Source organism: Achromobacter sp. T5-5 (assembly GCF_055397965.1).
In genome coordinates, this window is sequence record NZ_AP027919.1 from 2,017,834 (window position 1) to 2,041,391 (window position 23,558).

At 67.1% G+C, this 23,558-nt stretch carries 20 protein-coding genes; 15 read left to right on the forward strand and 5 right to left on the reverse strand.

All coding sequences use genetic code 11. From position 1 onward, the window contains the following. Positions 1-349: 349 nt before the first annotated feature. The 10 genes from ACZ50Q_RS08970 to ACZ50Q_RS09015 all read left to right on the forward strand — a co-directional run bounded on the left by ACZ50Q_RS08970 (position 350) and on the right by ACZ50Q_RS09015 (position 16,281). Positions 350-1,507 (forward strand): efflux RND transporter periplasmic adaptor subunit, encoded by a 1,158-nt coding sequence (locus ACZ50Q_RS08970; protein WP_076519978.1) that lies wholly within the window; start codon positions 350-352, stop codon positions 1,505-1,507. A gap of 11 nt (positions 1,508-1,518) precedes the next feature. Then, positions 1,519-4,695: a multidrug efflux RND transporter permease subunit gene (locus ACZ50Q_RS08975; protein ID WP_464081248.1), complete on the forward strand. Its 3,177-nt coding sequence runs from the start codon at positions 1,519-1,521 to the stop codon at positions 4,693-4,695. Next, positions 4,692-6,233, forward strand: coding sequence for an efflux transporter outer membrane subunit (locus ACZ50Q_RS08980; protein WP_464081249.1), 1,542 nt, complete (start codon positions 4,692-4,694; stop codon positions 6,231-6,233). The genes ACZ50Q_RS08975 and ACZ50Q_RS08980 overlap by 4 nt, the downstream gene beginning before the upstream one ends. Beyond that, positions 6,230-7,714, forward strand: a complete 1,485-nt coding sequence (locus tag ACZ50Q_RS08985) for an alpha/beta hydrolase (protein WP_217646960.1) — start codon at positions 6,230-6,232, stop codon at positions 7,712-7,714. Before ACZ50Q_RS08980 ends, ACZ50Q_RS08985 begins: the two co-directional genes overlap by 4 nt. Beyond that, the gene (locus tag ACZ50Q_RS08990; RefSeq protein WP_464081250.1) at positions 7,711-8,703 is read left to right on the forward strand and encodes an AI-2E family transporter; all 993 of its coding nucleotides are present in this window, start codon (positions 7,711-7,713) and stop codon (positions 8,701-8,703) included. Before ACZ50Q_RS08985 ends, ACZ50Q_RS08990 begins: the two co-directional genes overlap by 4 nt. 96 nt (positions 8,704-8,799) lie before the next feature. Further along, positions 8,800-10,221, forward strand: a complete 1,422-nt coding sequence (locus tag ACZ50Q_RS08995; protein WP_092582022.1) for a basic amino acid/polyamine antiporter — start codon at positions 8,800-8,802, stop codon at positions 10,219-10,221. A gap of 16 nt (positions 10,222-10,237) precedes the next feature. Continuing rightward, positions 10,238-11,479 carry an arginine deiminase gene (gene arcA, locus ACZ50Q_RS09000; protein ID WP_076519983.1) on the forward strand — a complete coding sequence of 414 codons (1,242 nt, stop codon included), beginning with the start codon at positions 10,238-10,240 and terminating at the stop codon, positions 11,477-11,479. A 96-nt stretch (positions 11,480-11,575) separates the two neighbouring features. Continuing rightward, a complete protein-coding gene (locus ACZ50Q_RS09005) occupies positions 11,576-13,006 on the forward strand; it encodes a basic amino acid/polyamine antiporter (protein WP_464081251.1) in 1,431 nt (476 codons plus the stop codon). Between the two features lie 30 nt (positions 13,007-13,036). Next, the gene (locus ACZ50Q_RS09010) at positions 13,037-14,857 is read left to right on the forward strand and encodes an SLC13 family permease (protein WP_464081252.1); all 1,821 of its coding nucleotides are present in this window, start codon (positions 13,037-13,039) and stop codon (positions 14,855-14,857) included. 29 nt (positions 14,858-14,886) lie between these two features. Then, on the forward strand, positions 14,887-16,281 hold the full coding sequence (locus ACZ50Q_RS09015) for a metal-dependent hydrolase family protein (RefSeq protein WP_464081253.1): 1,395 nt from the start codon (positions 14,887-14,889) through the stop codon (positions 16,279-16,281). Between the two features lie 34 nt (positions 16,282-16,315). On the opposite strand, the gene ACZ50Q_RS09020 is transcribed toward ACZ50Q_RS09015, so the two are convergent. Further along, complete coding sequence (locus ACZ50Q_RS09020) at positions 16,316-16,483, reverse strand: hypothetical protein (RefSeq protein WP_172805878.1); 168 nt, start codon at positions 16,481-16,483, stop codon at positions 16,316-16,318. 199 nt (positions 16,484-16,682) lie between these two features. Here ACZ50Q_RS09020 and ACZ50Q_RS09025 point away from each other — a divergent pair, with 199 nt between their 5' ends. Both ACZ50Q_RS09025 and ACZ50Q_RS09030 read left to right on the forward strand, forming a co-directional pair. Next, positions 16,683-16,877 carry a hypothetical protein gene (locus ACZ50Q_RS09025; RefSeq protein WP_076519986.1) on the forward strand — a complete coding sequence of 65 codons (195 nt, stop codon included), beginning with the start codon at positions 16,683-16,685 and terminating at the stop codon, positions 16,875-16,877. A gap of 125 nt (positions 16,878-17,002) precedes the next feature. Beyond that, positions 17,003-17,635, forward strand: a complete 633-nt coding sequence (locus ACZ50Q_RS09030) for an FMN-binding negative transcriptional regulator (protein WP_464081254.1) — start codon at positions 17,003-17,005, stop codon at positions 17,633-17,635. Between the two features lie 11 nt (positions 17,636-17,646). Here ACZ50Q_RS09030 and ACZ50Q_RS09035 read toward each other — a convergent pair whose 3' ends face one another. Beyond that, positions 17,647-18,909 carry an MFS transporter gene (locus ACZ50Q_RS09035; protein ID WP_464081255.1) on the reverse strand — a complete coding sequence of 421 codons (1,263 nt, stop codon included), beginning with the start codon at positions 18,907-18,909 and terminating at the stop codon, positions 17,647-17,649. A 76-nt stretch (positions 18,910-18,985) separates the two neighbouring features. Here ACZ50Q_RS09035 and ACZ50Q_RS09040 point away from each other — a divergent pair, with 76 nt between their 5' ends. The 3 genes from ACZ50Q_RS09040 (at position 18,986) to ACZ50Q_RS09050 (ending at position 21,053) form a co-directional block, all read left to right on the forward strand. After that, positions 18,986-19,714 carry an ArsR/SmtB family transcription factor gene (locus tag ACZ50Q_RS09040; RefSeq protein ID WP_464081256.1) on the forward strand — a complete coding sequence of 243 codons (729 nt, stop codon included), beginning with the start codon at positions 18,986-18,988 and terminating at the stop codon, positions 19,712-19,714. A 175-nt stretch (positions 19,715-19,889) separates the two neighbouring features. Beyond that, positions 19,890-20,546: an N-acetyltransferase gene (locus ACZ50Q_RS09045; protein WP_464081257.1), complete on the forward strand. Its 657-nt coding sequence runs from the start codon at positions 19,890-19,892 to the stop codon at positions 20,544-20,546. A 231-nt stretch (positions 20,547-20,777) separates the two neighbouring features. Continuing rightward, positions 20,778-21,053, forward strand: a complete 276-nt coding sequence (locus ACZ50Q_RS09050; protein ID WP_076519991.1) for a hypothetical protein — start codon at positions 20,778-20,780, stop codon at positions 21,051-21,053. 43 nt (positions 21,054-21,096) lie between these two features. Here the strand turns inward: ACZ50Q_RS09050 and ACZ50Q_RS09055 are convergent, their stop codons facing one another. The 3 genes from ACZ50Q_RS09055 to ypfJ all read right to left on the reverse strand — a co-directional run bounded on the left by ACZ50Q_RS09055 (position 21,097) and on the right by ypfJ (position 23,491). Then, positions 21,097-21,861, reverse strand: a complete 765-nt coding sequence (locus tag ACZ50Q_RS09055) for a DUF1828 domain-containing protein (protein ID WP_464081258.1) — start codon at positions 21,859-21,861, stop codon at positions 21,097-21,099. Beyond that, entirely contained in the window at positions 21,858-22,394 is a 537-nt protein-coding gene (locus ACZ50Q_RS09060) for a hypothetical protein (protein ID WP_464081970.1), read from the reverse strand. Before ACZ50Q_RS09060 ends, ACZ50Q_RS09055 begins: the two co-directional genes overlap by 4 nt. A 245-nt stretch (positions 22,395-22,639) precedes the next feature. Next, positions 22,640-23,491, reverse strand: a complete 852-nt coding sequence (gene ypfJ, locus ACZ50Q_RS09065) for a KPN_02809 family neutral zinc metallopeptidase (RefSeq protein ID WP_092582014.1) — start codon at positions 23,489-23,491, stop codon at positions 22,640-22,642. Positions 23,492-23,558 lie beyond the last annotated feature (67 nt).

Here is a 23,558-nt window from a genome sequence, read left to right on the forward strand (position 1 = left end):
GCACTTTTTCTGCCAGTTTCCCTTGTCAACGACATAAAGGATGCCTGTGCGAAAGTCGATGGTCTCGATGGTCTCGATGGTTCTATGCAGCGCCCGGCGGCCAATGCCGGGCCAGAACCGGCGTCGCCCTGCCAGGCAGGCGCTCCCCCGAACGGATTTCTCCCGCTCGGCGTCTCCTCCCGTCCTCGACTCAATGTCCCCCCGGCGCTCTGTCGCGCCGGGATACCAGAACATCAACGCCAGTCCGGCGCGCTTGTCGCGCCTTTGATCAGTGCTAGTTGGGCCCTTTCCGCCGGCGCGGGGCAAAGGGCAGCGCGAGACCTCGAGTCCGACCGCCTGGGAGTAGTGGATGACGCAAAGTAGCTGCAATGTCCGTCGTGTCCTGTTGCATGCCGTGGGCGCCTGGACGCTGGCTTTGGCGGGGTGTGGGGATCGGAACGACGCGTCGGCCGTCACGATTCCGCCGATGAAAGTAGTGGTGGTCACCGTCGGGCGCCAGCCCGTGGACTTGAATGTGGACCTGCCCGGGCGGATCGAGCCCATCCGCACCGCCGAAGTCCGGGCGCGCGTGGACGGCATCGTCGAAAAGCTGCTCTACACCGAGGGCAGCGACGTCCAGGCCGGCGACCCCTTGTTCCAGATCGATCCCGCCGACTACCAGGCGCAGCTTGCGCAGGCCAATGCCATGCTGCAGCGCGCGCAGGCGGTGCAGACCAACGCCCGCTCGGTCACGGAGCGGTTCCGCCCGCTGGTCAAGCGCCAGGCCGTCAGCGCGCAGGAGTACGAAGCCGCGCTGGCGGCGCTGGGCCAGGCCCAGGCCAATGTGGCGGACGCGCAAGCGGCCGTCACGCTGGCGCAGTTGCGGCTGGACCGGTGCACGGTCAGGGCGCCCATCGCGGGGCGCGTCGGACGCGCGCTGGTCACCGAAGGCGCGCTGGTGAGCGCATCGGCGGCCACGCTGCTCGCGCAGGTCAACCAGTTGTCGCCGATCAGCGCCACCTTCACCAAGTCCAACACCGCCATCATGGACCTGACGGACTACGCCCGGTCCGGCGCGCTGGCCACCGCGCAGGGCAATACCTTCCAGGTGCGCCTGACGCTCGCCAATGGCCGCGAGTTTGGCGAAACCGGGGTGGTGGACTTTGCGGACCTGAGCGTGGACCGGACCACCGGCGCGCAGACCATACGCGCCCGTTTCGACAATGCCAACCGGGAACTGCTGCCCGGGCAGTTCGTCACGGGCCAGATCCTTGTCGGCGTGCGCCAGGACGGCATCCTGATCCCGGCGCGGGCGGCGCGGCTGAGCGGTGACACGGCCACCGTCTTCGTCGTCGGCCCCGACGGCACGGCCCAGCCCCGGCAGATCGAGGTCGGCGAGCAGATCGCGGGCAGTTGGCTGGTGCGCCGCGGCCTGGAGCCGGGAGAGCGGATCGTGGTGGACGGCTGGCACAGGATCAGGCCCGGCCAGCAGGTCGAGGCCGTCGAGCAGCAAAACGCAAAACCCTAGCGGAGTCGGCGATGGGCTCATTCTTCGTGGCGCGGCCGGTGTTTGCCTGGGTGGTGGGGCTGTTCGTCCTGCTGTTCGGGGTGATCTCGCTGGTGCTGTTGCCAGTCGAGCAGTATCCGAACATTGCGCCGCCGTCGATCACGATCCAGTCGACCTTCCGGGGGGCGGACACCACCACCATCGACCGCACGGTCACGTCGATCATCGAAGAGGAAATGAACGGGGTCGACAACTTCCTCTATATGGCGTCGGTCAGCCGCGCCAACGGCACTTCGCAGATTACGGTGACGCTCAAGCCCGGCACCGACCTGGACGTGGCGCGCAGCCAGGTGCAGGACCGGTTGAGCCGGGTCGAGCCGCGCTTGCCGCAGGAAGTCCGCCAACTGGGCGTGGCGGTCACCAAGGCGTCGTCCGGCTTTCTGATGCTGCTGGCGCTGCAGTCGGAGACCGGCGACGTCAGCGCGGTCCAGATGGGCAACTTTGCCTCGAACAACATCCTCAATGAACTGCGCCGCATCCCGGGCGTGGGCGACGTGCAGCTGTTCGGCTCTTCCTACGCCATGCGGATCTGGCTGGACGAGCGCAGGCTGGCCAGCTTCCAGATGTCGGCCAGCGACGCGATGCGCGCGGTGCAGGAACAGAACGCGCAGACCATTGGCGGGTCGCTGGGTGACCTGCCGCTGGCCCTGGGGGCGGATTTCAACGCCCAGATCGTCGCGCAGAGCCGGTTCTCTACCCCCGAGCAGTTCCGGCAGGTGATCCTGCGCGTCAATAACGACGGCTCGCTGGTGCGGCTGGGCGACGTGGCGCGGGTGGAATTGGGCAATGAAAGCTACAACTTCCGGCTCAGCGTCAACGGCAAGGAGGCCGCGGGCATCGCCATCCAGCTTGCCAACGACGCCAACGCGCTGGACGTCGCGCGCCAGGTGCGCCAGCGCATGACGGAGCTGGAGACCGTGTTCCCGGCCGGAGTCGGCTGGACGGTGCCGTTTGACACGACCCCCTTCATCACGACGTCCATCAGCTCCGTGCTGGTCACCATGGTCGAGGCGCTGCTGCTGGTGACGGCGATGGTGTTCCTGTTCCTGCAGAGCTGGCGCAGCACGCTGATCCCGACCCTGATCGTGCCGATCGCGCTGGTGGGCACCTGCGCCGGCCTGTTTCTTTTCGGCGCGTCCATCAACCTGCTGTCGCTCTTTGGCATGGTGGTGGCGATCGGGGTGCTGAACGACGACGCCATTGTCGTGTCGGAAAACGTCGCCCGCATCATGCAGGACGAAAAACTGTCGGCGCCCGAGGCGACGCGCAAGGCGGTCGGGCAGGTGTGGGGGCCGATCATCGCCAGCACGCTGGTCCTGGTGGCGGTGTTCGTGCCGATGGCGATGTTTCCGGGTTCCAGCGGCGCCATCTACCGCCAGTTCTCCATCACGTTGTCGGTGGCCATTGTCGTGTCCACCGTGCTGGCGTTGTCGCTGGGCGCCGCGCTGTGCGCCACGCTGCTCAAGCTCAAGGACGACGCGCCGCCCAAGGGACGCGTGTCCAAGGCGAAGCAATGGGTATTCGACAAATTCAATGCGGGCTTTGACGCGATGACGCGCCAGTACGTGCGGGCGGTCGAGTACATGCTGCTGCGACCGCTGCGCTGGATGCTTATCTTCTTGGGCGTCTGCGGGCTGACGGTCTTTCTGTTTTCGCGCCTGCCGGGCGGCTACCTGCCGCTGGAGGACCAGGGGTATTTCTTCGTGTCGTACACCGGCGCGCCCGGCACCACGGCCGACCAGACGGAAGTGGCGGTGCAGCAGGCCGAAAGCATGCTGCGCGAGCAACGCGCCGTGCGCAACGTGGCGTCGGTGGTGGGCTTTAATTTCTTCGGGCAGGGGCAGACGGCCGCGCTGTCGTTCGTGGACCTGTATCCGTGGAGCGAGCGCACCGATCGCAGCGAGGCGGTCGACGCGCTGGTGGGGCGCAGCAACCTGGCCTTCCGGTCGATTCCGCAGGCCATGATTTTTGCGCTGAACCCGCCGCCCATTCCGTCAATGGGCAATGCGTCGGGGTTCTCGATGAAGGTGCAGGACCGCACGGCGCAGGGCGGCGCGGGCCTGGCCGCCACCGGCGCGGCGATGATCGCAGCCGCCGCGGCCAGCCCCGTGCTGACAGGCGTGCGGCTGGACGGCATGCCGCCGGGGCCGCGCCTGTACGTGGAGATCGACCGCGTGCACGCCCGCGCGCTGGGCCTGCAGGTGGCGCAGGTCAACCAGGCGCTGACCCTCGCTTTTGGCTCCAACTATGTCAACGATTTCCTGCTCGACGGCTCGGTGCAGCGCGTCTTCATCCAGGCCGAGGCGGACCAGCGGATGCAGCCGCAGGACATCTCGGCGCTGCAGCTTCCCAACAACCGGGGCGAAATGGTGCCGTTTTCGGCGTTCTCGCGCATGCGCTGGATCGACGGCCCGCAACAGCTCGAACGCTACAACGGCTTCCCGTCCATCACCATTTCGGGCGAAGCCGCCGCCGGCCGCTCCAGCGGCGTGGCGCTGGCCGAGATGGAGGCCATCGCCGAGCGCGTCCTGCCGCAGGGCATCACCTACGAATGGACCGGGACGGCGTTCGAAGAGCAGCAGGCGGGCAACCAGGTGGCGCTGCTGCTGGCCCTGTCGCTGGTCGTGGTGTTCCTGCTGCTGTCGGCGCTGTACGAGAGCTGGTCCGTGCCCGTGTCCGTGCTGCTCATCCTGCCCTTCGGGATCCTGGGCGCGGCCGCGTTCACGCTGGGGCGCGGCATGTCGGCGGACATCTATTTCAACATCGGGCTGGTCACCATCATCGGCCTGGCCGCAAAGAACGGCATCCTGATCGTGGAGTTCGCCCTCAAGGAAGAACTGGAAGGCCGCGACCGAAAAGAGGCGGTGGTCGACGCCGCCCGCCAACGCCTGCGTCCCATCATCATGACCAGCGTCACGTTCGTGCTGGGCATGCTGCCGCTGGTGCTGGCCACCGGCGCGGGCGCGGCCAGCCGGCAGGCGGTGGGCACCAGCGTGATGGGCAGCATGCTGACCGCGACGCTGTTCGGCGTGTTCTTCACGCCGCTGTTCTACATGGTCGCCAGGCGCTGGTCGGGACGCCGCGCGGACGCGCCCAAGGTCCCGCCGGCGGGACCGGCCAAGACCGGCGAGCAGGGAGAGAACCCATGAAGCCGGCCCGCATCGCCGCGGCGGCCGTGCTGGGCCTGGGGCTGTCGGCCTGCAACATGGCGCCGGAGCATCGCCGGCCGGAGGTCGCGACGCTGCCCACGTTCCCGGGCGAGGTGCCGGCGGACGCCGTGGCCGCCCAGGACGTGACCTGGCAGCAGTTCTTCGGCGATGACCAGCTCAAGCGCCTGATCGCGCGGTCCCTGGAGCTGAACCAGGACCTGGCCGCCGCCACGGCGCGGATCGAGCAGGCGCGCGCCTTCTACCGCATCGAGCGCGCCAACCAGCTGCCGCAGCTCGACGCCGGGGCGGCGGCCTCGCGCAACCAGGCGCCGCTCACCATCCTGGATCCGGCGCTGGCGGGCAGCCGGCAGACGGTGCAGTTCAATCAGTTCAGCGCGCAGGTGATGGTCTCGTCGTTTGAACTGGACTTCTGGGGGCGGGTGCGCAACCTGACCGCCTCGGCGCTGCAGCAATACCTGGCAACCGTGGAGGGCAGGCGCGCGTTTCGCCTGACGCTGATCGCGAACGTGGCTTCCACGTATTACGACGCCCTGGCGGGCGAAGAGGGCATCGCGCTGGCCCAGCGCACCGTCGAGACGCGCAGCTACGCGCTGGGCGTCGCGAAGGACAGGCTGGACGCCGGCGTCACCTCGCGGGTCGACTTCGAACAATCCGCCATTCTGCTCACCCAGGCGCAGACCCAGCTTGCGGAGTGGCAGCGCGCCACCGCGGCGCACTGGAACCGCCTGTGGGTGCTGGTCGGCGAAAACCTGCAGCACGAGATGACGGCCAGCCGGCCTATCGAGGCGGCGGGGCAGTTCGACGCCCTGGATCCGGGCCTGCCGTCGACCCTGCTGATCGTCCGGCCCGACATCCGCCAGGCCGAGAACCGGCTGCGCAGCGCCAACGCGAACATCGGCGCCGCGCGCGCGGCACTGTTCCCGCGCATCGCGCTGACCGGTTCGTTCGGCTATGCGTCCACCGAGCTGTCCGACCTGTTCAGCTCGCCCAGCCAGATCTGGAACATCGGCGCGGGGATCGGCTGGCCGATCTTCGACTACGGACAGCGGCGGGCGGCCGTGGACCTGGCGACGGCGCAACGCGACGAGCTGGTCGCCACCTACCGCAAGACCGTGCAGACGGCGTTCAGCGAAGTGGCGACGGCGCTGGAAAACCGCAAGCGGTTCCAGGAGCAGGTGGTGGCGCAGGAGACGGCGATCCAGGCCCAGCGGCGGCTGGCCGAGACCGCCGAGTTGCGCTACATGAACGGCATCTCAATCTACCTGGAGGTCGTCGACGCCCTACGCGGGCTGTTCACGGCCGAACAGCAGATGCTGTCGCTGCGGGCCTCGCAGCTTCAGAACGGGGTGTCGCTGTATGTGGCGCTGGGGGGAGGCGACGACGAGCCGGAGGTGTTCGTGGCGGCCGGCGTTCCGGCGGCCGGCGCTGCGGCGGGCGGCGCTGCAGCGGCCGGCATTCCCCCGGCAGTCCCCCCCGCGCCCGCCGCCCCACCGTCCGGCGCCGGAGCCCAGCCATGAACGCCGGCCAGCCTTCCGGTCCCCGCCCGTTGTGGCGGCGGCTCAGAAAGGCGGCGCTCATCGCCGTGGCCGTGGCATTGCTGGTGGTCGTCACGCTCATGGGCGTGCGCCTTTATGACCTGCAGCAGGGTCCGCCGCTGGCGGCCTGGCACACCTACGTGCCGCAGGAGCTGGACGCCGAACGGCTGGACCAGAGCACCTGGGCCGACTATCTGGCCCACGAGGACAAGCTGTTCGCGCTGGTCCGGCAGAACGTCGGCGACAAGCTGCTGCCCGAGGACAAGGTGGACAGCAACCGCTATTTTTCGGGCGCGAAGGTGTATCCCGAGCATTTCGCCCATGACTGGAACCGGTCGTTCGTCCTGCTGCCCGCCGGCGAGCCCCTGGGCGTGGCCGTCCTGCTGCATGGGCTGACTGATTCGCCCTACAGCCTTCGCCACATCGCCGCCCATTACCAGTCCGTCGGCTACGTGGCGATCGCGATCCGGATGCCGGGCCACGGCACGGTGCCTGGCGGGCTGACGGACGCGCATTGGGAAGACTGGGCGGCGGCCACGCGGCTGGCCGTGCGCGAGGCGCGCCACCGCGTCCCCGCACCGCGCCCGCTGCACCTGGTGGGGTTTTCGAATGGCGGGGCGCTGGCGTTGATGCACACGCTGGATGCGCTAGATAACCCCGACATCGCCAAGCCCGATCGCCTGGTGCTGATCTCGCCGATGGTGGGCATCACGTCGTTTGCGCGCTTCGCGGGGGTGGCCGGGCTGCCCGCCGTGCTGCCGGCGTTCGCCAAGGCCGCCTGGCTCAGCATCGTTCCCGAATTCAACCCCTTCAAGTACAACTCCTTTCCGGTCCACGCGGCCCGCCAATCCTTCGAGCTGACGCAGACCCTGCAGGACCGGCTGGTCGCGCAGCAGCGATCCGGCGGCCTGGAGCGCCTGCCGCCCATCATCACGTTCCATTCGGTGCTGGATTTCACGGTCAGCACGCGCGCGCTCATCAACGCCCTGTATGCCCGCCTGCCCGCCAATGGCAGCGACCTGGTGCTCTTCGACCTGAACCGCGCGACCAAGCTCGGCCCCTTGTTCCGGCGCGGCGTGGCGTGGTCGCTGGCCGGCACGCTGCCCGGCGAACAGCGCAATTACCGCCTGACCTTCGTGACCAACGCCAGTCCCACGTCCAGCGCGATGATCGAACGCGTGATCGAGCCGAACGCCACGCAGGTCGTGGAGCGCGCCATCGGCATGGACTACCCGCGCGAGGTCTATTCGCTGTCGCACGTGGCGCTGCCGTTTCCGACCGACGATGCGCTGTACGGCACCCACCCGGGGAACATCGAGGAATTCGGCATCAGCCTGGGCGCCATGTCCATGCGCGGCGAGGTCGGCGCCTTCGTGATCGGCATGGATACGCTGACCCGGCTGACGTCCAATCCGTTCTATGCCTATCTGGTCGGGCGCGTTGATGGGGTGATTCCAAGATGATGTCTTTTGCACTGTCCGGCATTTTCGCGATCCTGCTGCTGGGCCTGTTGTACCTGGCCAGTCCGGTCTTCGTTCCGCTGACGTTCGCGCTGTTCCTCATCTGCCTGGTCGCGCCGCTGCGGCAGTACCTGGGGCGCAAAATGCCCGCGCCGCTGGCCGCCATCCTGGTGCTGATCGTGGCGCTGGTCGTGTCGATGGTGTTCCTGTCGCTGGCGGCCTGGGGCTTCAGCCTGGTCGCGCAATGGGTCATGGCCAATGCCGCCCGCTTCCAGAACCTGTTCACGCTGGAGACCGAGACGCTGCATCCGCACGGCGCCATGGCAATCCAGATGTTCCAGGACAGCTTCAACGTGTCGTGGCTGGTCCGCGCGATCCAGGAGGTGGCGCTGCGGATCAACAGCATGCTGGGCATGATCTTCCTGGCGTTCGTCTTCATTGCGCTGGGCCTGTTTGAACTGGACGAGGCGCCGGGCCGGCTGACGCGCCTGATGGGCGAAGCCCGCGCGCGGCGCTGGATCTCGGTCGCCCGCGAGGTCGCCAGCAAGCTGCGCTGGTACATGGTGATCCGCACGGTGGCCAGCGTGCTCACCGGCGTGACGGTCTGGCTGTTCGCCATCTATGCCGGGCTGGAGCTGGCGACCGCCTGGGGCGGGCTCGCGTTCCTGCTGAACTACATCCCGTTCCTGGGGCCGTTGGTGGCGACGGTGTTTCCGGCGTTCTTTGCCTTCGTCCAGTACGGATCGCTGCAGACGAGCATTGCCGTGCTGGTGGTGCTGAACTGCATTCAGATCGTCTACGGCTGCTACCTCGAACCCCGGCTTGCCGGCAGCGCGTTTTCGCTGTCGCCGCTGATGGTGATGGTTGCGGTGTTTTTCTGGGGGCTGGTGTGGGGCATTCCCGGCACCTTCATCGGCGTTCCGCTGCTCATCGTCATGACGACGGTGTATGGCGCGACCGCAAATTTCAAACGGGGGGCGGCCAACACCTGATCGCGCGGTACCTTCGTCACAGCCTTCCGTCCCGGGGCAGAAAAAAGGGACGTCGGCCAATCTGCTCACGTCTTTGCTCATTACTGGAGGTGCATGATGGAAAGCAGTACTCCCAAGAAGCTAGGATTGCTCGCGTTGACGGGCATGGTGGTGGGGTCGATGATCGGCGCCGGGATCTTCTCGCTGCCCAGGACCTTTGGCGGCGCGACGGGTGTGGTCGGCGCCGTGATCGCATGGATCATCGCGGGCGCGGGGATGTATACGCTGGCGCGGGTGTTCCAGTCGCTGGCCGAGCGCAAGCCCGACCTGGACGCCGGTGTGTTCGCCTACGCCAAGGCGGGGTTCGGCGACTATCTGGGCTTTCTCTCGGCGTTTGGCTACTGGATCGGCAGTTGCATCGGCAACGTGTCGTACTGGGTGCTGATCAAGTCCACGCTGGGCGCCTTTTTCCCGGTGTTCGGGGATGGCAACACGGTGATCGCGATCGCGGTCGCCTCCGTCGGCATCTGGCTGTTCCACTTCATGATCCTGCGCGGCGTGCAGCAGGCGGCATTCATCAACGCCGTGGTGACGGTAGCCAAGATCATCCCGATCGTGGTGTTCATCATCGTCCTGTTCGTGGCGTTCAAGGTGGATCTCTTCCGCATCAACTTCTGGGGCGAGATGAGCGGCTACAGCCTGTTCGAGCAGGTGCGGCGAACGATGCTGGTGACAGTATTCGTGTTCCTGGGCATCGAAGGGGCGAGCGTCTACTCCCGGTTCGCATCCAAGCGGTCGGACGTGGGCGTGGCCACGCTGATCGGCTTTGTCACCGCGCTGCTGCTGATGGTGCTGGTCACGCTGCTGCCTTATGCAGCCATGCAGCAGAGCGACATCGCCGCGCTGCGCCAGCCGTCGATGGCCGGGGTGCTGGAGTCCGTGGTGGGGCCGTGGGGCGCGGTGTTCGTGAGCGTGGGCCTCCTGATCTCGGTGCTGGGCGCGTACCTCGCCTGGTCGCTGATCTGCGCCGAAGTGATGCACGCCGCCGCCAAGAACGAAGACATGCCGCGCGCGTTCGCCCGCGAGAACAAGAACGGCGTGCCCGTCGTGGCGCTGTGGGTGACCAACATCATCGTGCAGCTCTTCGTCATCAGCACGTACTGGTCGCGCGACGCCTTCGCGCTGATGCTGAGCCTGACCAGCGCCATGTCCCTGGTGCCTTACCTGCTGGTCGCGGGATTCGGCTACCTGCTCGCCAAGCGGGGCGAAACCTATATCGACGGCAAGGACCGCAAGCGCGACCTGATCGTGGCCGGCATCGCGGCCATCTACACCATCTTCATGATTCTTGCCGGCGGATTGAAGTTCCTGCTGCTGTCGGCACTGTTGTACGCGCCCGGATCGGTCCTGTACTTCTGGGCCCGGCGCGAGCAGGGCAGGTCATTCTTCACCGGTTGGGAGTTGACCGTTTTCATTGTGGCATCCATCGGAGCCGCGGCCGCCATCGTTGGCCTGGTCTCCGGCTGGATCACCATTTAACGTCTGGGAGCTAGTCATGGCTGATACCGAAGAATTTGGAGTCCATTCAGAAGTCGGGCAACTGCGCACGGTGATGGTCTGCGCGCCGGGACGTGCCCATGAAAGACTGACGCCGTCCAATTGCGACGCGCTGCTGTTTGATGACGTGATGTGGGTCGACAACGCGAAACGCGACCATTTCGACTTCATGACCAAGATGCGGGACCGGGGCGTGGACGTCCTGGAAATGCACAATCTGCTGGCTGAAACCGTCGCGGTCCCCGAGGCGAAGAAATGGATCCTGGACAACCAGGTGGTCGCCAACCAGGTGGGCCTGGGGCTGCTCGACGAGATCCGCAGCTACCTGGACGGCCTGCCGCCGCGCAAACTGGCCGAGACGCTGATCGGCGGCTTGTCGACCGAGGAGTTTCCGGAGTCGATCGGCGGCGAGCAGCTTGCGCTCATCAAGGAGGCCGCGGGCGTCACGGAATACCTGCTGCCGCCGCTGCCCAACACGCTGTACACGCGCGACACGACCTGCTGGATCTACGGCGGCGTGACCCTCAATCCGCTGTACTGGCCCGCGCGGCACGAAGAGACGATCCTGACCTCGTCGATCTACAAGTTCCATCCGCGCTTTGCCGGCAAGGTCAACGTCTGGTGGGGCGACCCCACGGCCGACCATGGGCTGGCCACGCTGGAAGGCGGGGACGTCATGCCCATCGGCAACCGCACGGTGATGATCGGCATGAGCGAGCGGACCTCGCGCCAGGCCATCAGCCAGCTCGCCGCCACGCTGTTTGAGAAAGAGGCGGCGGACCGGGTGATCGTGGCCGCCATGCCCAAGCTGCGCGCCGCCATGCACCTGGACACGGTGCTGACCTTCGCGGACCGCGATTGCGTGCTGATGTACCCGGACATCGTCGACAGCGTCCAGGCGTTCTCCTACCGGCCGGGCAGCAAGCCCGGCACGCTGGAGCTGCACAAGGACAAGGGCTCGCTGGTGGACGTGATCGGCGGCGCGCTCGGCGTCAAGAAAATGCGCGTCGTCCAGACGGGCGGCAACGCCTATGTCCGCGAGCGCACGCAGTGGGACAGCGGCGCCAACCTGGTCTGCATCTCGCCGGGGGTGGTGCTGGCCTATGACCGCAACGTGTACACCAATACGCTGCTGCGCAAGGCGGGCATCGAGGTCGTCACTTTCGTCGGCGCCGAACTGGGCCGGGGTCGCGGGGGCGGGCACTGCATGACGTGCCCTATCTCGCGCGATCCCGCCTGACGCAGGCGGGCGCGCGACAGGCCGCGCGGCCGCAGCCCTGCCTGGGGCGGCGGCCGCGCGCACGCGCAAGAACCGGATCGCTTTCGGGAGAACAACGTGAGCGGGGAAACTGCCAAACTTTCTCGCATGGCGCTGGCCGCCATGGTGGTCGGCTCGATGGTGGGCGCGGGGATTTTTTCGCTGCCCAGCATCTTTGCCCGCAATACCGGTCCGGTAGGCGGCCTGGTGGCCTGGGCGATTGCAGGCACCGGCATGCTGACGCTGGCGATGGTCTTCCAGTTCCTGGCGCGACGCCGGCCGGACCTGGATGCCGGCATCTTTGCCTATGCCAAGGCCGGCTTCGGGCTGTATATCGGGTTCCTGGCGGCGCTGGGGTACTGGACGGCGGCCTGCCTGGGCAACGTCAGCTACTTCGTCATTTTCAAGGCGACGCTGGGCGCGGTGCTGCCGGTTTTCGGCGACGGCGACACGATCCCCGCCGTGCTGGTGTCCTCGGTGCTGCTGTGGTCCACGCATTTCCTGATCCTGCGCGGCATCCGGCAGGCTGCGGGCATGAACACCGTGGTCACCATCGCCAAGATCGTGCCGATCGCGATCTTCATCGTGTTCGCGGCCATGGCCGTCGACCTTGACGTCCTGCGCGCCAACATCGCCGAGGGCCTGCACGGGGAAGGCAAGGGCAGCCTGTTCGAACAGGTGCGCAACACCATGCTGGTCACGGTGTTCGTGTTCCTGGGCGTGGAAGGCGCCAGCGTGTATTCGCGCTACGCCAAGCGCCGGGAGGACGTAGCGGTCGCCACCATCGTCGGCTTCCTGCTGGTGCTTGCGCTGCTGGTGCTGGTCACCATGCTGTCGTATGGCGTCTTGCCGCGCGCGGAAATCGCATCGCTGCGCAATCCATCGATGGCTGGCGTGCTGAGGGCGGCCGTCGGTCCCTGGAGCAGCCTGCTGGTCAGCGTGGGGCTGATGGTGTCGGTGGCGGGCGCCTACCTGGCCTGGATCCTGCTGGCGGCCGAAGTCCTGCGCGCCGCGGCCGGCGCGGGCATCATGCCGTCGTTCCTGGGCCGCGAGAACCGCCACGGCGTTCCCGCCGCCGCGCTGTGGCTCAGCAACGGCATCGTGCAGCTCTTTCTGATCGTCACGCTCTTCACCGAGGACACCTTCGTGCTCCTGAAGAACATGGCCAGTTCCATGAGCCTGATCCCGTATTTCTTCGTGGCGGCGTTCGGGCTGATGCTGGCGCTGCGCGGCGACACCTATGACGGCTGGACCCGGCGCCGCAAGGTGGAACTGGCGTTGGCGGTGGTGGCCACGGTCTATGCGGCCGGACTGGTGTACTCGGGGGGCTTCCGGTATTTCATTCTTTCCTGCGTCATCTACGCGCCGGGCACGATCCTCTTCCTGATTTCGCGGCGCGAGCAGCGCGGGAACATTTTTGCCCCTTACGAATGGCCGATCCTGCTGCTCGTGCTGGTCTCGTGCGGCATCGGGGTGTGGGCGATCAGCACGGGCAACACCGCGTTCTAGGCTGACGCGAGGACAGGGGAACACACGGCGATGAGCGGCGAACTGGCGATAGTCCTCGGCATCCTGGGCGCGGCGGTCGTGCTGTTCGTCATCGGGCGGCCGCGGTCCGATGCCGTCGCGCTGCTGGTCATGGTCTTGCTTCCCTTCAGCGGCACGGTGACTTACCGCGAGGCGCTGGCCGGGTTTTCCAATCCCAACATCATCCTGATCGCGTGCCTGTTCGTCGTCGGGGAAGGGCTGGTGCGTACCGGCGTCGCGCAGGCGGTGGGCGACCTGCTGCTGCGGCATGGCGGCAAGAGCGAAGGCTGGCTGGTCCTGCTGGTGATGGGCGCGGTCGGATCGATGGGCGCGGTCATGAGTTCCACCGCCGTGGTCGCGATTTTCATCCCCATCGTGCTGCGGATCGCGCGCAAATCGGGCATGGCCAGCCGGCGCATCCTGATGCCGATGGGCACGGCGGCCGCCATCAGCGGCATGTTGACGCTGGTGGCCACCACGCCCAACCTCGTCCTGAACAGCGCGCTGGGCTATGCGGGCTATGAGGGCTTCGGGTTCTTCGATTTCACGCCGATCGGGGTGGTGGTGCTGGCGGGCGGCCTGGCCTACATGCTGTTTGCCCGGCGGCTGATCGACGCGGGGCAGGGCCCGCGCGCCGCGAACCGGCCCAGCCTGGGCGATTGGGCGACGAAGTATTCCCTGCAGAACCGGGCCTATCGCCTCCTGGTGGGCGAGCACTCCGACCTCGTCGGGCGGCGCCTTGGCGTCTGCGCGGATGAGCTGGGCAAGGCGGCTCGCGTCATCGCCATCGAGCGGAGTTCGCGTTTTGCGCGGTCGGTGATGCGCGCCACGGCGGATGACGTGGTGGAACCCGGCGACGTCCTGCTGCTGGACATGGACGCCGAGGGGTTCGACATCGACGGCTTCTGCGGCCGCCATGTGCTCAAGCGGCTGGCGATGTCCGGCGTGTATTTCACGGACCAGGCGCGCGACGTGGGGATGGTGGAGGTCATCGTCCCGTCCGAATCGCGGCTGGTCGGCGCCCGCGCCCGCGATTCCGTCGTCCTGGCGCGGCACGGGCTGTTCATCGTGGGCTTGTGGCGCGGCGCAAAGGCCCTGAGCGACGTGCAGGACACCAAGATGCGGGTGGGCGATACGCTGCTGGTGGTGGGGCCGTGGGCCGGCATTTTTTCCCTGCAGGCAGAGGAACACGACCTGGTCAGCCTGGCGATGCCGGTCGAAGCCGATTCGCTGGTGCCCGTGCCCAATCGCGCCCTGCATGCGCTGCTGTCGCTGGCCACGGTCATTTTCCTGATGTTGACGGACTGGGTGCCCAACGTGATGGCGGGCCTGATCGGCAGCCTCATGATGGGACTTTTCGGCTGCGTGACGCTGGACGTGGCGTACCGCTCGATCAATTGGCGGGCGCTGATCCTGATCGTGGGGATGCTGCCGTTCGCGCTGGCGCTCAAGCGCAGCGGCGGCGTGGATCTGGCCGCGCAGTTCCTGCTGCACTATTCGGGCGACTGGGGCATCTACGGGCAGCTCGCCCTGGTGTTCGTGGCGACGGTCACGCTGGGCATGGTCGTCTCCGGCACGGCCACGGCGGTGCTGATGGGGCCCGTCGCCATCAGCATCGCCGAAAGCCTGCATGCGTCGCCCTATGCCTTCGCGATGACCGTGGCCATCGCGTCGTCCGCGGCGTTCATGTCGCCGGTGTCGACGCCGTCCAATGCGCTGGTCAGCGTGGCGGGCGGCTTCGGCTTTGCCGACTACCTGAAGGTCGGAACGCCGTTGACCTTGTTTTCGCTGGTGGTCAGCGTGACGCTGATCCCGATCCTGTTCCCGTCCTGAGGGCGGAATCCCTACCAAGAGGCGCGCTTATGGCTGTCAGGACTGGCATTGCAATCGCCGCGGCATCGCTGCTGTTTGGCGTTCCGGCCGTGTTTTCCCACGAACTGCCGGCCGCGTCGGACCCGGCGCAAACGCCCGCCAGCGCGCAACCCGCGCCGGATGCCCGCATCCTGTTCCAGAACGTGCGCATCTTCGATGGCGTGTCCGCCGAGCTGAGTCCGGCGAGCCACGTGCTGGTCAAGGGGAACCTGATCGAGAAAGTGTCGCAGGACGCGCTGTCCGCGCCGGGCGCGCGCGTCGTCGACGGCGGCGGCCGCACGCTGATGCCGGGGCTGATCGACATGCACTGGCACAGCATGTTCGTGGGCGTGCCGCTGGCGGTGGCGCTGACGCAGGATGCCGCTTACCTGAACATCGTCGCCGGGGTCGAGGCGCGCAAGGCGCTGATGCGCGGCTTTACCACCGTGCGCGACCTGGGCGGGTCGGCCTTCAGCCTGAAGCAGGCGGTGGACCAGGGCGTGATTCCCGGCCCGCGCATCTATCCGTCCGGGGCGATGATCACCGTGACCAGCGGGCATGGCGATTTCCGGTCCATGGCTGACCTGCCGCGCACGCTGGGCGCGCCGGGGTCGCGCCATGATCTTGCCGGCGACAGCACCATCGCCGACAGTCCCGACGAAGTGCGCCTGCGCACGCGCGAGCAGCTCATGCAGGGCGCTACGCAGATCAAGCTGACGGGCGGCGGGGGCGTGTCGTCGCCGCACAGCCCGCTGGACGTGGTGACCTTCACCGAGGCCGAGCTGAAGGCGGCGGTGGACGCCGCCACGGACTGGGGCACCTACGTGGCCGTGCACGCCTACACGCCGACGGCGATTCAGCGGGCAGTCAAGGCGGGCGTGCTGAGCATCGAGCACGGCAGCCTGATGGACGATGACACGGCGCAGGCGATGGCCAAGGCGGGCGTTTGGCTCAGCACGCAGCCGTTTCCCGATGAACTGGCCAACGCGTTTCCGCACGGCTCGGATCAGTGGTTGAAGGCGCAGGAGGTCTTTGCCGGCACCGACCGCACCTACCAGCTCGCGATCAAGCACAAGCTGAAGACGGCGTTCGGCACCGACATCCTGTTTTCAAGCCTGCTGGCCGAGCAGCAGGGAATGATTCTGGCGAGCCTGACGCGGTGGTACACGCCCGCGCAGGCGCTGATCATGGCGACGGGCACGAATGCGCAACTGTTGAAGTTGTCGGGCAAGCGCAATCCCTATCGCGGCGACCTGGGCGTGGTGCGGGAAGGGGCGCTGGCCGACCTGATCCTGGTCGATGGCGATCCGCTGCAGGACATCAAGCTGATCGGGGATCCGGACAGGAACTTCCTGGTGATCATGAAGGACGGCGTGATCTACAAGGACAGCGTGCCCGCCCGGTGAGATCGCCGCCGGACGGCCGGAACGGACGGCAGCGTCACGGACGCGCCCGTCCGGTGGCAGGGGTCTGCTTCTTGGCGCGCGGTTTGGCCGCGGGCTTCTGGTCTTGGGGCGGCGTGTCGAACTCTTGTTTATTGCGCTCGCCGCGAGGGGTGTTTTCGGGGTGGGGTTTGGGAAATGCCCAGGGCTTCGTTTTCTGATCCATTGCATGTACTCCTTGCACAGGCGGAACAGTAGCATTAGCCGTGGCCCTGGGTAAGTGAGGGTTGACGTCAATATTCATTACATCGTGATATGCGGGCGGAAATTTCCGGCGCGCGTCATCCTTGCGTGCCATGCAAAATCGTTGTCCTGGCGGATCGGACGGGACTACGATCGGTGTGTGCACATAGAAGGAGACATCTATGGACACCGCCAACGAATGGTATGCCGCCGTCAAGGAATGGCAGCGCGCGCGCGACGAGCTCACCGCGGCGATCGCCGCGATCAAGTGGCCCAACCCCACGCCGGGCTGCCTGGAAAACTACGACCGCGCCTACGCGCACGAGACCCAGGCCCGCGACCGGATGAACGACGCCTACGAGCGCTCGCGACGATAGCGGCCCCGCGGCGAGCGCGGCGCGCAAACCGCCCTGGTTCCATGAATCGCGGATTCGGTGGCTCTTTCAGTGGTGCCACGATGGCGGTATGTTGTCGCTTTTCCCCGACCTGTTGCGCCGCCATCATGTATCTGCCCGCCGCCTTTCGCGAAGATTCCCTGGATGTCCAGCACGAGTTCATCCGCGCCCATCCGCTGGGGGTGCTCATCACCAGCGGCGACGGGGGGCTGATGGCCAACCACATCCCCTGTCTGCTTTATCCGGAAGGACCGCACGGCGTCCTGCGCCTACACGTGGCGCGCGCCAATCCGCAGCTGGCCGAGCTGGCCGCGGGCGGCGAATGCCTGGTGGCGTTCCATGGCGCGCAGGCCTACATCACGCCCTCCTGGTACGCCACCAAGGCGGAAACGCACAAGGTCGTGCCGACCTGGAATTTCGTGGCCGTCCACGTGTGGGGCACGCCGGTGATCCAGGACGATCCGGCCTGGCTGCGCGCCCAGCTCGATGCCTTGACCGCGCAACAGGAAAAGGCCCGCGTCCAACCCTGGACGGTGGACGAGGCGCCCGCCGACTTCATCGCCGCGCAGATGCGCGCCATTGTCGGCGTCGAGATCCCCATCTCGCGCATCGAAGGCAAATGGAAGGTCAGCCAGAACCGTTCGGCGGCCGATCGCCATGGCGTGGCCGAGGGCCTGGTCAGCGAACGCGGCGATGCGGTCATGGCCGGCCTGGTGGCGCGGCGCGGCGGGGGCGGCTAACCCTGGCCGGGTCAACGCGCGCCCGGCGCGGCGTGCGCCCGTTCCCCGCGCGCGCCGCGTCCGGCCGCAAAACAGACGATGGCGGCCGCCTGCAGCAGCGCTGCGGCCGCCAGGAACCCGAAGAGCGCCAGTCCCGACGCCTGCAACACGGTTCGCAGCGCCCCAAACGCCGCCGGCGCGAAGGCGTAGGCGCCCTGCGACAGCGCGACGATGAGCGGCACCACGCGCGCCGCGTCCTCGCGGGCGAATTCCGTCTGGGCAATCAGCGGCGGCAGGGACGTGGCATTGCCGATGCCCGACCCGAACAGCACCACGCCGGCCCACACCGCCCAGGCGTGGTCCGCGGCCAGCATCAGCATCAGCGATCCGCCTATCTGCACGGCATAGGCCGCGCAGGCCACTTTGCGGCGGTCCGCGGCCGGCGGCATCAGCCAGCCCACGGCGGCGCGTCCCGCGATGGCGCTTGCGGTCGCGAGCCCCATTGCCAGTCCCGCCGTCTGTGCGCCCAGCAGCGGCGCCAGCATCGACAGCAGATGCGCGATCAGCCCGATCTGGGCAAACAGGCCCAGCGCCATGCCGGCAGCTAGCGTCAGGAAGGCCCGGTCGCGCCACAGGTTGCCGACGCGCGCGGGCGCCGCTGCGGCGGCAGGCTTTGCCTTGTCGGGCGAGTCGCCGTCGGGCTCCTGCCCAAGCTGCTGCGGCGTCACCGAGAAGACGCTGCGCGACAGGACGGCGATGACGGCGACCATCGCCAGGCCGACCCAGAGCGCGGCCTGCGCGAAGCCGGCCTGCGCGATCAGGAACACCCACAGCGGCGAAAACACGATGCCGCCCACGCTGGCGCCGTTATAGGCCATGCCCAGGGCGGCAGGGCGCCGGCGCACGAACCATGGCGCGATCAGCGCATTGACGGCTGCGGCGCCCAGCGTGACCCAGCCCATGCCGCTGAGCGCCGCGGCGGCGAACAGTTGCCATGGGGCCTGCGCCATGGCCCAGCCCGCCACGCCCAGCGCCAGCAGCACCGCGCCGCCCGCGGTCGTGCGCGCCACGCCGACGCGGCGGTGCAGGCGCGGCAGGTTGGCCACGACCACCGTGCCCGCCAGGAAGTGCAGTGTGATGGCCCCCGACACCAGGGCGACGCTCCAGCCGGTGCGTTGGACCACGGCGTGCAGGAACACGGGCGGTCCGTAAAAGCCCACGCCCCAGCCGAAGATGGCGAGCACGAAGGTGGCGTAGAGGACTTTCCAGCCGAAGAAGGGGGCAGAGGAGGGCATGAGCAGCGAGGGGCAAGTTTTGGTGAGTCGAAGTATGCTTACGCCTGACACACAACACTTTGGTCCACCCCGAATCATGGAATCCGGATTCGCCGACATCAATCTGTCCGCCGTGGCGGGCGCCATCGCCGACCCGGCGCGCGCGCGCATGCTGTGCGTGCTGCTGGACGGGCGTGCGCGCACCGCCACGGAGCTGGCCGCGGCCGCCGACATCGGCGCGTCCACGGCCAGCAGCCATTTCCAGCGCCTGCGCGAGCAGGGCCTGGTCGAGATGGCGGTGCAGGGCAAGCACCGGTACTTCCGGCTGGCGAGCGCCGAGGTCGGCCGCGCGCTGGAGGCCCTGCTGGTGGTGGCGGGCGCCGATCGCGCGCCGTTCAAGCCGACCACGCCATCCCTTTTGCGCGACGCCCGCACCTGCTACGACCACATGGCGGGCACGCTGGCCGTGCGCATCCATGACGCCATGCTCGCCCGCTGCTGGCTTTTGCCCGACGGCCGCGACTATGCGCTCACTCCGCTGGGCGAAGCCTCGCTGGCGCAGGTGGGCGTGGACGTCGCGCAGGCGCGCCTGCGTCGCCGGCGCTTTGCGTGCGCGTGCCTGGACTGGAGCGAGCGGCGCTCGCATCTGGGCGGCGCCCTCGGGGCGGCGCTGCTCGACGCGCTGCTGGCGCGCGGCTGGGTCAGCAAGGACCTGGACTCGCGCGCGTTGCGCGTCACGTCCAAGGGCGAGCGGCAGTTCCCGGCTTTTTTTGGCCCTGCGGACGCACAGCCCGCGGCGCGGAGGGACACGCATGCGGCAGCCTGACCGTTTCCCCGCCGCCATGTGCCCGAACATGCCGCCGATTGCCACCGATATGCCGCCGATATGCCGCCCCAGCAGGCGGCGCACCCGCCCACAACCCCTTGAGCCGCGGATGCGGCTTTTTTTACGTCTTCCCGTCCCTCGCGGACAGCTTTACTACCCTGTACAGGAGGTGGCCTTGCCTACGCTGGCCTTGCACGCTTTCCGTCACGTCTTGCAGATCGTGACGGAACTGCGCATCGACGTTAACCATTGCCCGCAGGAAGTGGACAAGGAACTCGATGCCATCCACAACCGCATGAATCGTCCCATGGACCGCCTGCATGGACTGCCGGAGGTCAAGACCGACATCCCTGGCATTGTGCTTCGCTATCGCGAGGCTGACGGCGAGTATTACGTGTATGTGGTGGACGTGCGGCGGGGCCGGCTGGCGGGCTATACCGTTTTCAACCGCCTGATCGAAGTGGGCCGGCGCGCCGATCCCTATGTGCGCGCCCCGCATTCCAAGTACGCCGCCCCGTACCAGGGCATGGGCCTGGCCACCGCGGTGTACCGGTGGGCGCTGGACGCGGGCCTGTGCATCCTGAGCGGGGCTCGCCAGTCGATCGGCGCGCACCGCCTGTGGATGGGGCTGGCGCGCGACTACGCGCTGGGCTTCGTGGACCTGCGCCGCAAGCAGTTGACCTACCTGGGGCGCGAGGTAAGTCCCGGCGTGCGGGAGGATCTGCACACCCGCATGATCCTGCTGGGCAAGGGCTGGACGCTGGACGCTTACATGCGCGCGACAGGGATGATTGCGTCCCAGGATGCGCTTTCGCAACACACCCTAGGGTAATCCCCGGATTTCCGGGCCGGGCGTCGCGTGACGCGAGCCCGGCGCTGGCTCGAAAGCCGCGCCAACACTGAATATCGCGCCGCTGCCCAGCGGCGCTTCTCAATATATGAGAAACGGGGACGCCACCAATTGGGCGCAACAGTGTTTCCAGTTTCTGCTGGAGTTACAAAACTTATCCGGATTGTCATGAAATCGCGGAGTATGCTCGACGGTAGATAGAGGACTACCGAAGTGCATCAAAACAACTTGATCTACAAGGGATACCGCCTTACGGCCAAGGTTTCCCGGGGCGACGGCACTATCGAGCTTCAGGCCCAAGCCAGCGGCCCCGTCTTTACCGCCTCGGTGATGGTCGTACAGGCAGGCGCCATCCTCGAAGGCGGCGACGAATACCCGGTTCCGCAATTCGCCGAGGGCGGTTTCGTCTACAGCCCGCGCGAGGCCGTCCATGCAGCCATCCTGCACGGACGGGAGATCGTGGACGGCCTGACGAACGTGCCGTCCTGACGGACGCGCCGCCTGGCGCTTTTTGCCTTTCGCCTATTCGCCGTTACGCGGAAAAGACTTCCCGCCAGTCGCGGGTCTTGGCCAGCGTCTGCACGGTGGCGGACTGTTCCAGAATCGTCACGGCCTTCTTGAATTCCTCGGCCGACGCGCCGTCTTCCAGTATCACCATGCGCGAGTTGCGCGCATCGGCCATCTTCACGTCGGACATCTTGCCGTGGGTCTGGTAGACCTGCGTCCAATCCATTTTCTTGCCGGCCTTCAGGGCGATGGGCTCGATGTACGTCAGCGCCGTGCTACCCGAGGCGCGCACCGCATACGCGAAGTCGGCGGTGTGGCCGCTGCTGCCCTTGGCGCGCGCGCCCTTGACCATGCGGTTCACGCCCACCCCTTCCGCCAGCGCGCGGCCCACCTGGGCGCGAAAGCGCAACTGGCTGAAGCGGGGCATCCATTTCGCGCACTGGAACGACAGGGCCATCGCCAGCTTGACGGCGTCCCACAGGGCTTCCTGCAGTTGTTCGTTGGGCCCCGACGCGACGATGGCGCCGGACCGGTCGAATTGCGCCAGGGTGACGCCCGGCGTCTCGTTCAGGATATCGATGCGCTTGGCCGCCACCTCGATGCCGAAGCTGGACGCGTGCATCGCCGTCTCACCGGCGTCGGTCAGGTAGAACGAGGACTCGTCGGGATGCGCGATGAAGAACGCGGCATGTTGGCCATCCAGGCCCAGCGTCATGGGAGACACGGCGCGGATGGCGTGTTCGCCCGCCGGCAGGACAGTCCAGCCGGAGGCTTCCAGGAAATTGCTCATAGGATCAGTTCGATTTGGCGGCCTTTGAGGGGATGCGCAAAGCCGCCGGCCAGCGTCAGGTTCGCTCGCGGCAGGAAATACTGCATCAGGGCGCCGATGGTGTCCAGGGCGGGCACGACGGGTTCGGCATAGCCTTCGCCTTCTTCGACCCAGATGTGTTCATGGCTGCGGTCGGCGAGCGGCTTGCGGTAATGGGGCCGGTCCGAGCCCACCAGGCTGGTGTGGAAGGAATCGTCGGTGTCCACGCCGTATACCCGGTGCGGACCCACGAACAGGCTGGCACAGAACGCTTCCGTCAGGAAAATGGTGGCCTGGCCATGCACCGCCGTGCGCGCGCCCCGGTAGAAGGTGCGGAAGATCACATCCTCGCGCACGTCGCCCTTGACCTTGCAGGGGCTGCTGAATTCCATCCATTGGATGTTGCCCGCGCCGGGCTTCGGCGTCCAGAGGATCGGCTTGGCGGTTTCCTTGGGTTCGGCAAGGATCTCTTGCACCTCATCAACGGTGATCAGCGGTTCGAACTTGTTGGCCATGGAAACAGAGTTAGGGTCTTGGGACTGCGCGGTGACGTCTTGCGCCATGCATGCGCTGCGCCCCGCCGCGCCGCGGGACAGACACGCGCGCGCAGCATTGCGAGGGGGCGTAATCTTACAAGATGAAGACCGGGCGGGTTGGCTTGCTGTATGGATATACAGTCAATGTCGCGGTCCGGGAAAGCACATGCTGGGGGGGATGCCAGACTTCATGCAGGACTTCGTGCAGGACTTCACCCCGGACGTCACAGAGACGACGCGCCGAAGGTGTCGCATTGCTTGAGGCTGCCGCTTTCCAGGCCGCGCTTGAACCAGCGCACGCGCTGCGCGGACGTGCCGTGGGTGAAGGCGTCCGGCACCACGTAACCCTGGGTCTGCTTCTGCAGACGGTCGTCGCCGATGGCGGTCGCGGCCGCCAGGGCTTCTTCCACATCGCCGCCTTCAAGGATGTTGCGCGCCGCATCGGCGCGCTGTGCCCACAGGCCGGCAAAGCAGTCAGCCTGCAGCTCCATGCGCACGGACAGTGCATTGGCCTGCGCCGGATTGCGGCGGCGCAGATTGTCCACCTGATCCGAAATGCCCAGCAGGTGCTGCACGTGGTGTCCCACTTCATGGGCGATCACGTAAGCCTGCGCGAAATCGCCCGGCGCCTTGAAACGGCTCTGCAGTTCGTCAAAGAACGACAGGTCGATGTACACCTTGCTGTCGCCAGGGCAGTAGAAGGGGCCCATGGCGGACTGGCCGGTGCCGCAGGCCGTGGGCGTGGCGCCGCGGAACAGCACCAGCTTGGGCTCGACATACTGGCGATTCAGTTCATTCTGGAAAATGGCCGTCCAGACGTCCTCGGTTTCGCCCAGGACCTTGGACACGAAGACGGCTTGCGGATCATTGGCCGGGGGGCGCGAGGCGGGCGCTTCCTGCTGCGTGGGCGGGCCTTCGGCCATCTGCAGGACCACGCTGGGGTCCACGCCGAAATACATGGCGACCAGGGCAAGTACTATCGTGCCTATGCCGATGGTGCCGCGTCCGCCGATTCGGGGGCCGCTGGAACGGCGGTCTTCCACATTTTCGCTCTGGCGCGATCGATCGAGGCGCATACTGGTTCTCCGGGCGGTTCGGCGTTACCGCCATTTTGCATCGCCGCGCTATTTTGAGCGGCCTTCA